The 9,617-nt window shown below is 36.5% G+C and carries 5 protein-coding genes; 4 read left to right on the forward strand and 1 reads right to left on the reverse strand.

The features are described 5' to 3' along the window. Positions 1-44: 44 nt before the first annotated feature. From ACY65O_RS02060 to ACY65O_RS02075, 4 genes are all read left to right on the forward strand, one after another. Positions 45-5,177, forward strand: coding sequence for a HAMP domain-containing protein (locus ACY65O_RS02060; RefSeq protein ID WP_462219189.1), 5,133 nt, complete (start codon positions 45-47; stop codon positions 5,175-5,177). A gap of 5 nt (positions 5,178-5,182) precedes the next feature. Continuing rightward, positions 5,183-6,415 carry a sensor histidine kinase gene (locus ACY65O_RS02065; RefSeq protein ID WP_462219190.1) on the forward strand — a complete coding sequence of 411 codons (1,233 nt, stop codon included), beginning with the start codon at positions 5,183-5,185 and terminating at the stop codon, positions 6,413-6,415. Between the two features lie 39 nt (positions 6,416-6,454). After that, the gene (locus tag ACY65O_RS02070) at positions 6,455-7,891 is read left to right on the forward strand and encodes an ATP-binding response regulator (RefSeq protein WP_462219191.1); all 1,437 of its coding nucleotides are present in this window, start codon (positions 6,455-6,457) and stop codon (positions 7,889-7,891) included. An 86-nt stretch (positions 7,892-7,977) separates the two neighbouring features. Then, positions 7,978-8,376: a response regulator gene (locus tag ACY65O_RS02075; protein ID WP_462219192.1), complete on the forward strand. Its 399-nt coding sequence runs from the start codon at positions 7,978-7,980 to the stop codon at positions 8,374-8,376. A gap of 8 nt (positions 8,377-8,384) precedes the next feature. On the opposite strand, the gene ligD is transcribed toward ACY65O_RS02075, so the two are convergent. Continuing rightward, on the reverse strand, positions 8,385-9,617 hold a 1,233-nt coding region (gene ligD / locus ACY65O_RS02080; protein ID WP_462219193.1), incomplete at its 5' end, for a non-homologous end-joining DNA ligase.

Raw genomic sequence — 9,617 nt, forward strand, 5'->3', positions numbered from 1 at the left:
ACTTAACAGGACAGGTAAGAAATATTGCTGAAGTAACAACAGCCGTGGCAAAGGGTGACTTATCAAGGAAAATTACAGTGGACGTAAAAGGTGAGATACTTGAATTAAAAAATACCATCAACACCATGGTGGATCAGCTGAATTCATTTTCTTCGGAAGTAACAAGGGTTGCATTGGAGGTTGGTACCGAAGGAAAGCTCGGTGGACAGGCACAGGTAAAAGGCGTGGCAGGAACATGGAAAGATTTGACGGATTCTGTAAACGGTATGGCGAGTAACTTAACAGGACAGGTAAGAAATATTGCCGAAGTAACAACGGCCGTGGCAAAGGGTGACTTATCAAGAAAAATTACAGTGGACGTAAAAGGTGAGATACTTGAATTAAAAAATACCATCAATACTATGGTGGATCAGTTGAATTCTTTTGGATCGGAAGTTACCCGTGTGGCACGTGAGGTTGGTAGTGAAGGAAAATTAGGTGGACAGGCGCAGGTGCCTGGTGTTGCTGGTACATGGAAAGATTTAACTGACTCGGTAAATATCATGGCGGGTAACCTTACCAGTCAGGTAAGAAATATTGCGGAGGTTACTACCGCCGTGGCAACAGGTGATCTGTCGAGAAAAATTGATGTGGATGTAAAAGGAGAAATTCTGGAATTAAAAAATACCATCAATACGATGGTGGAGCAGTTAAGAAGTTTTGCATCGGAAGTAACCCGTGTTGCAAGAGAAGTAGGTAGTGAAGGTAAATTGGGGGGTCAGGCTGCGGTAAAAGATGTAGGAGGTGTATGGAAAGATTTAACAGATTCAGTAAATGGTATGGCGAGTAATTTAACAGGACAGGTAAGAAATATTGCGGAGGTAACCACAGCGGTAGCAAAAGGTGATCTGTCAAGAAAAATTACTGTAGATGTAAAAGGAGAAATTCTGGAATTGAAAAATACTATCAACACCATGGTGGATCAGTTGAATGCATTTGGTAGCGAAGTAACCCGTGTGGCACGTGAAGTAGGTAGTGAAGGAAAATTGGGTGGACAAGCAGATGTACCTGGTGTTGCAGGAACATGGAAAGATTTAACTGACTCCGTAAATAAAATGGCGAGTAACCTTACCAGCCAGGTAAGAAATATTGCAGAAGTTACAACAGCCGTTGCTAACGGTGACCTTAGCCGAAAAATTGGTGTGGATGTAAAAGGAGAGATTTTGGAATTGAAAAATACCATCAATACAATGGTGGATCAGTTACGTGGTTTTGCATCGGAAGTAACCCGTGTGGCAAGAGAAGTTGGTACAGAAGGTAAACTCGGTGGCCAGGCAAACGTGCCGGGTGTTGCAGGAACATGGAAAGATTTAACTGACTCCGTAAATCAAATGGCCGGTAATCTTACAGCACAGGTAAGAAATATTGCGGAGGTTGCTATTGCTGTAGCAAACGGCGATATGAGTAAAAAAATTACAGTGGATGTTCGTGGGGAAATTTTGCAGTTGAAAGAAACATTGAATACCATGGTGGATCAACTTCGTGCATTCGCATCAGAAGTAACACGTGTGGCACGTGAGGTTGGTACCGATGGAAAGTTAGGCGGACAGGCATTCGTACCCGGCGTTGCAGGAACATGGAAAGATTTAACTGATTCCGTAAATCAAATGACAGGTAACCTTACAAGTCAGGTAAGAAATATTGCAGAAGTAACCAAGGCTGTGGCTTCGGGTGATCTTTCTAAAACAGTGGCCATTGATGTGAAGGGAGAAATTCTTGATTTGAAAAATACCATCAATACCATGGTGGAACAGTTGAACTCATTTGCGTTTGAAGTAACCCGTGTGGCACGTGAAGTTGGTACCGATGGTAAGTTAGGAGGACAGGCAGAGGTAAGAGGTGTGGGTGGAACATGGAAAGATCTGACTGACTCTGTAAACATGATGGCATCCAATCTTACCAACCAGGTACGTGGTATTGCAAAAGTAGTAACGGCAGTGGCTACCGGTAATCTAAAACAAAAACTTGCTATTGTATCAAGAGGCGAAGTGGCACAATTGATTGATACGATCAATGAAATGATTGATACGCTGGCGTTATTTGCCGACCAGGTTACTACAGTGGCACGTGAAGTAGGTGTGGATGGACAGTTAGGTGGACAGGCAAGTGTACCCGGTGCATCAGGCATTTGGAAAAACTTAACAGAGAACGTAAACCAGTTGGCACAAAATCTTACAACACAGGTACGTTCTATTTCTGAAGTGGCATCTGCAGTAACAAAAGGTGACCTAACAAGAACGATTAGGGTAGAAGCAAAAGGTGAAGTGGAAGCATTGAAAGATACGATCAACCAGATGATCGCCAACCTGAAAGAAACAACTTTGCTGAACCAGGAGCAGGATTGGTTGAAATCTAATTTGGCCAAGTTTACGCAGATGTTACAGGGACAAAGAGATTTGAAAACTGTAACACAACGTATCCTTTCAGAATTGGCGCAGGTGGTAATTGCACACTGGGGTGCTTTCTATATTTTAAAACAAGACGAAGAAACTCAAAATGTAAAACTTAGTTTATTTTCTGCTTACGGATATAAAACTGAAAAAAATCTGCCAGCAGAATTTGCTATTGGAGAAGGTTTAGTTGGCCAGGTGGCTTTTGAAAAAGAAAGAATTATTTTATCCAACGTTCCCTCTAATTATATAAAAATAAATTCAGGCTTAGGAAAAGCAAAACCTTCTAACTTAATTATTTTACCGGTTTTGTTTGAAAATAAAGTAAAAGCTGTAATTGAATTGGCATCGCTTGACAGCTTCAGCCAAACGCATCTGGATTTTTTAAGTCAGCTTACGGAAAGTATAGGTATTGTATTAAACACTATTGAAGCCAACTCACGTACAGAAGAATTATTAACACAATCACAATCTCTTGCAGGAGAATTAAAAATTCAGCAGGAAGAATTGAGCCGTACTAACGACGAACTGCAGGATAAAGCATTGCTGCTTGTAAAACAAAAAAATGAAGTGGAAGATAAGAACAGGGAGGTGGAAGATGCAAGGCGTTCCCTGGAAGAAAAGGCCGAACAGTTGCAGTTGACCTCAAAATATAAATCGGAATTTTTGGCAAACATGAGCCATGAATTAAGAACACCGCTGAACAGCTTACTCATTCTTGCCCAACAATTATACGAAAATGCCGAAGGCAATTTAAATGATAAACAAATTCGTTACGCCAAAACCATTCACTCCTGCGGTGATGATCTGATACAATTGATCAATGATATTCTTGATCTGTCTAAAATTGAATCTGGTTTTATTTCGGCCAATATTTCACCGGTAAGATTTGCCGAAATTGCAACGTTTGTAGAAACTACTTTCAAACCTATATCCGAAGCAAAGCATTTGCGTTTTACTATCGAAACCGATCAGCAGTTGCCATTAACTATGGAAACAGATCTGCAAAGGCTTAATCAGATATTAAAAAATCTTTTATCCAACTCCTTTAAGTTTACAGAGAAAGGCGAAGTGAAATTAAAAATTTACGAAGCACAACGCAACTGGAAGCAAAGTAACAGCAACTTAGAAGCTGCAAAACGTGTTGTAGCTTTTGCCATCAGCGATACTGGCATTGGTATTCCGCAGGAGAAACAAAATATAATTTTCGAAGCCTTTCAGCAGGCAGAAGGAAGTACCAGCCGTAAATATGGTGGCACCGGTTTGGGATTATCCATCAGCCGTGGCCTTGCAGAATTATTGGGTGGCAGTATTGAACTGGAAAGTAATTTATCGCATGGCAGCACTTTCACTTTATTTTTACCGGTAGAAAGTGTAACCGGAGTTATAACCAAAGAAGCTTCGGGCAATTTAAGTGCCTTACATCAATTTAAATTAGGAGAAGATGCAGGAGAGATTGATACGCTTTTAAATTCTATCAGGGTAACCAGCGGCGGTAGCGAAACACAAAATTTAAGTATTGTTAACGAAATGATTAACGATACTGGTGATGACAGAACAAATATTTTGCCTACCGATAAAGTATTATTAATTGTAGAAGATGATTTACGGTTTGGTAAAATAATGATTGAAAAGGCACACCAGAATAATATGAAAGCTATTGTGGCGATAAGTTATATTGAAGTGTTTGATTTTATTAACCGCTTTACACCTGCAGCCATTTCGCTTGATGTAAAATTGCCCGATACAAGCGGATGGAAAGTGCTGGACATGCTTAAGAACGATTTGAATTACCGCCACATTCCTATTTACTTAGTATCAGGAGAAGAGAACAGGAACCTTGCTTTAAAAAGAGGTGCCCGAAATTTTTTATTAAAACCGTTGGACAATGAAACTTTAAATGAATTATTTGAAGACATTCTTTTTGTAAGTAAGAAAAGTGCAAAAAATGTATTACTGGTAGAAGATAATGAAATTGATTCTTCACAAATTGCAAAAATGATTTCATTCAGTAATATAAATGTAAGTATAGCCGATACAGGAAAAAAAGCTATTGAAAACCTCGCCAATAATGAGTATGATTCTATTATTCTGGACTATACCATGCCGGATATTGCAGGTATAGAACTGGTAAATAAGGTAGGCGAGTTAAAGAAAAAAATTACTCCCGTAATTATTTATTCTGCAAAAGATTTTAATAAGGCCGAACTCAGCCATATTAACCGCACTTCCAATACCATTTTATTAAAAGGTGTTAACTCCCTTGAGAATTTAATGGAAGAAGCTATTGTGCACATGCACCTCAATCATAAAGAGCTTCCACCGGATAAGCAAAGAATTATTGAAGGTATCAGGATTAAAAATGATATCCTTACGGGTAAAAATATTTTAGTGGTGGATGATGATGTAAGAAATCTTTTTGCTTTAACTACTGTATTTGAAAGATTGAGTATTAATGCACTTACTGCCGAAAGTGGTAAAGAAGCGATTGAAGTAATTACTACCAACAGTCCAAAAATTGATATGGTACTGATGGATATTATGATGCCCGAAATGGATGGCTATGAAACGATACAAAAAATAAGACGGGAACATAAAAACAGTACTTTACCCATTATTGCCGTTACTGCAAAAGCTATGAAAGGAGACAGGCAAAAATGTATTGAAGCCGGCGCTTCAGATTATATAACCAAACCTTTAAAAATTGATCAGCTGCTTTCGTTAATGCGTATCTGGTTTTACAAATAAAATGTATGAAAAAGAAAATTCTTTTGGTGGATGACCGGCCCGATAATTTGCTTTCGATGGAAGCCATACTGGAACCTGATGGTTACGAATTAATAAAAGCAGCATCTGGAAGAGAGGCATTAAAAATTCTATTAACCGAATTTGATTTTGCATTAATATTAATGGATGTAAAAATGCCTAATCTTAATGGCTTTGAGACAGCTGAATTAATTTATGAAAGAGAAAAGCTGAAACACATTCCCATAGTTTTTATTACTGCAAATAATTATGGCGAAGAAAATATGTTTAAAGGTTATCGTACGGGTGCGGTAGATTATATTTATAAGCCCATTAACCCGGAATTGCTCCGTACTAAAGTAAGTGTATTTGTAGATCTATATACAAAAAACCACCAACTGGTAGCACAGGAAAAAAAATTAATGGCTATTAATAAAAGCCTGGAGAATGAAATTAACGAAAGGAAAATTTCGGAAGAACAAATAAGGGAGCTAAACAGAAAATTACAGGATAATATCGATCACCTGGAAACTGCTAATAAAGATCTGGACCGTTTTGCTTTTATGTCTTCACACGATTTGCAGGAGCCTCTAAGAAAAATAAGAACGTTTACCGACCTCTTGTACACCAAGTACAAAAACTTGTTTAATGATGATGCAGTAAAATATATCAGCCGTATTCAAAATGCAGCGGAACGTATGCAGACATTAATAAAAGATATTCTTGAATTCTCTCAGTTGTCAAACGATAACAGTCGTTTTATTAATACAGATTTAAATGTGCTGGTAAAAGAAGTAATTGCAGATAAAGAAGTATTGGTGCAGGAAAAAAAAGCAGTTATTACTGTTAAAACACTGCCTTCATTAAATGTAAATCCCGGACTTATGCGCCCACTTTTTTCAAATTTAATTGGCAACGCTATTAAATACAAAAAAAAAGATGTTGACCCTGTTATAAATATTTATGCGGAGCAGCTGGATGGAAATGATAATGGAAACAGGGATAGAAAATTTTGCAGAATTTTTATACAGGATAATGGTATTGGGTTCGATCAAAAATATGCGGAACAAATATTTGAAATGTTTACACGCCTGCACGGCAACAGCCAGTACCAGGGAACCGGCATTGGCCTGGCATTATGCAAACAAATTGTTGAAAAGCATAATGGTTTTATTTCGGCATTAAGCAAAGAAAACGAAGGAGCAACTTTTATTATTTCATTCCCCGTTAAAAGGGCATGATTTTATTATCTTAAAAATATATTTTAAATACGCACAGTTATGAAAAATTTTGAGGTTCGCATTTTAGTAATTGATGACGACGAAGGCGATTTCTTTATAATAAACGAGTATTTAAAAAATATTGCAGGCCAGCAGTTTACAATTGAATGGTGCAGCATATACAGCGATGCAGAAAAATTAATTTGCGCAGGCAAATACGATTTATACCTGGTTGATTATTTTTTGGGGGCAAAAACAGGTTTAGATCTTATACAGGACTCCATAAAAAATAATTGCGAAGAACCTTTTATATTACTTACGGGTAATGGTAACCGGTCTATCGAAATTCAGGCAATAGAATCCGGAGCGGTAGATTACCTTATAAAAGGTGAGTTGAGCATTGAGAAATTGGAAAGATGCATCAGATATTCATTAGACAGGGCCTCATCGATGAAGGCACTTAGAGCAAGCGAAAGAAAATTTAGAAATATTTTTGAACGGTCGAAGGATATCGTATTTATTGCAGACGAACAGTTATTTTTTACAGAAGTAAATGATGCCTCTTTTAAATTACTTAATTACGGCAGAACAGAATTACTTTCTAAAAATCTGTTTTCACTTCTTACCAGTAAAAAAGAAGCTGATATAATTAAAAAAAAATTAGAAGAAGGCGGTAATGTATCTGATAAAGAAGTGGAAATGATTACCAAAACAGGTGAAAAAAAATGTTGTATCCTCACACTTTCCACGGAAACAGACATCAAGGGAGATAAATACATTCAGGGTATTATACACGACATTACTGTATTAAAAAGAGCAGAAAAAGCAACATTGCTGCTGGAAAAAGTTGGTTTGGCAAACCGGTTGGTGAGGATGATGGCACATGAAGTTAGAAATCCGCTAAACAATATTATGCTGTCTGCAGAAGAGTTGAATCAAAATGTTGTTAATGCCGAACAAAAAATTTGCCTTGATATAATAAACAGGAACAGTAAACGAATTGAAGGGCTTATTGCTGAATTGGTGAATTCATCTAAAGACAACGATGTAATAGTTGAAAAAAAATCATTGCAATCTATATTGGACGAAGCGTTGAATCATGCTATTGACAGAATTAAACTGCGGCACATTGAGCTGCAAAAAGATTATGTTTCGGATCCTGCATGGATCATGGCAGATAATGAAAAATTAAAAATTGCATTTCTAAATATTATAATAAATGCTGTAGAAGCAATGAGTGAAAATGAAGGCAAATTATTTATAGCAGTAAAACAACAGAATGGACAGTATATCGTAGCCATAGAAGATAACGGGCATGGTATAAACGACGAAAATATGTCGAGACTTTTTGAACCTTATTTTACATCAAAGCAAAATGGTATGGGGCTTGGGCTGGCTTCTACTTTAAACATCCTGCAATCTCATAACGCCTCCGTTGATGTGCAATCTAAAATAAACCATGGAACAGTTTTTAAATTATTTTTTAATAAGGCATAATCAGCTGCCAAAAAATAATTGTTAATTAATATAACGGTAAATGTAAATTACTACACTATATTTGTTAATGAAGCCAAAAACTAACTGTGGAAAACAATAAAATTTTTTTTATTGCCGATGATGATCCTGATGACCAGGAATTATTTATAGAAGCATTAAAAGGCATTGATAAGTTTTGTAAATGTGTAACGGCTTTTAATGGTCAGGAAGCATTGCAGATACTTTTAAAAGGTATGCTTACATTACCCGATTTTATTTTTTTAGATTTGAATATGCCCCGGATGAATGGTAAGCAATGCCTTGCCGAAATAAAAAAGGATCGTACACTCCAAAATATTCCCGTAATTATTTATTCTACTTCTTCCGATAAAAAGGACATTGAAGAAACTATGCAGTTAGGTGCTGTTTTCTTTTTTCAAAAACCCAGCCGGTTTGATGAACTTTCGCAGGCGCTGTATCAAATTATTAATCGTAGCTGGAAATAATACGTCCTTTAACTTTTTTGCAATTTATCAATACATTTTTTCAGGTCAATTCCATTTGCAAGTACACCTGTAAAAATATCTTTTATTTTTTTTACTCTTTTTGGTACAGAAAATATATCGAATGCAGAAGGATGCAAACCGGGTTTAACTTCTTTCCAAAGCAGTGGCGTAGAAACTGTGGCGCCTTCAACTGGCCTCAGGCTATAGGGAGCAGCTACAGTTTGCCCTTTGCTGTTTTGTAAATAATCGAGGTAAATTTTATTACCTCTTTTTTTTAAATTTCGTTCCATGCTTGTAAATTTGGGTAGTTGCTCGTTTGCCAAAGTGCAAAGTATTTCTGCAAAATGCCGCCCCTGTTCATAAGTATATTTTTTACCGGCGGGAATATAAATATGCAGCCCTGTGGCACCCGAAGTTTTACAAAAAGATCGGGCACCTGCTTTATCTAAAATTTCTTTAAAAACATTTGCGGTTTCAATTACCTGCTCAAAATTATTTTTTACAGAAGGGTCAATATCAATTATAATGTAATCAGGTTTATCCAGCGATTTAATGGTAGAACTCCATGGATTTAATTCGATACAACCTAAATTATTAAGGTAGGCAAGCGTGGCTTTATTGTTGCAAATTATATAGTCAATATCTTTATTTGCCGAAACAGAATGTAAAGGGACACTTTTTACCCAACCGGGTGCATCATCACCTGCATCTTTATGATAAAAGCCTTTATCAATAATTCCATTGGGGTTTCTTTTTAAAGATTCGGGTCTGTCTTTAAGATAAGGTAAAATATATGTGGCCATCGATTGATAATAATCTATCATCATCCCTTTTGTAATATTTTTTTTTGGCCAGTAAATTTTATTTCGGTTGGTGATTTTTACTTTTATCTTATCAATAATCAACTCTCCATTTTTGTCATCATCAGTTATTACTGCTTTCTGCGATGACTTTTTTATTACTGTTTTTTTCATAACAATTTCTTTTGTTGTTTTATCTTCCCTTATGCGTAAAAAAATCGGATGACGCATTTTTCCATCACTCGTCCATTCCGTAAATTTAACTTCGGCAATATATTTTGGGTTTACCCAGGTTACCGGCATATTTGTTTTTACTGCTTCATTAAAAGGCGATACAGAAGTTTTTATAGGTTGCAGTTTATTGTAAATTTCTTTTAATAATGCTTCGCTGAAACCAGAACCTGTATGGCCTGCATATTTTAAATCTTTTTTATCTTTTAA

Source organism: Ferruginibacter sp., from assembly GCF_031430955.1.
In the GTDB taxonomy this organism is placed as follows: Bacteria; Bacteroidota; Bacteroidia; order Chitinophagales; family Chitinophagaceae; genus Ferruginibacter.

What these genes read in the sequence shown, in the direction of transcription:
- ACY65O_RS02070 (WP_462219191.1), top strand. Translation starts at nt 6,455, where the DNA reads ATGAAAAATTTTGAGGTTCGCATTTTAGTAATTGATGACGACGAAGGC.
- ACY65O_RS02065 (WP_462219190.1), top strand. Translation starts at nt 5,183, where the DNA reads ATGAAAAAGAAAATTCTTTTGGTGGATGACCGGCCCGATAATTTGCTT.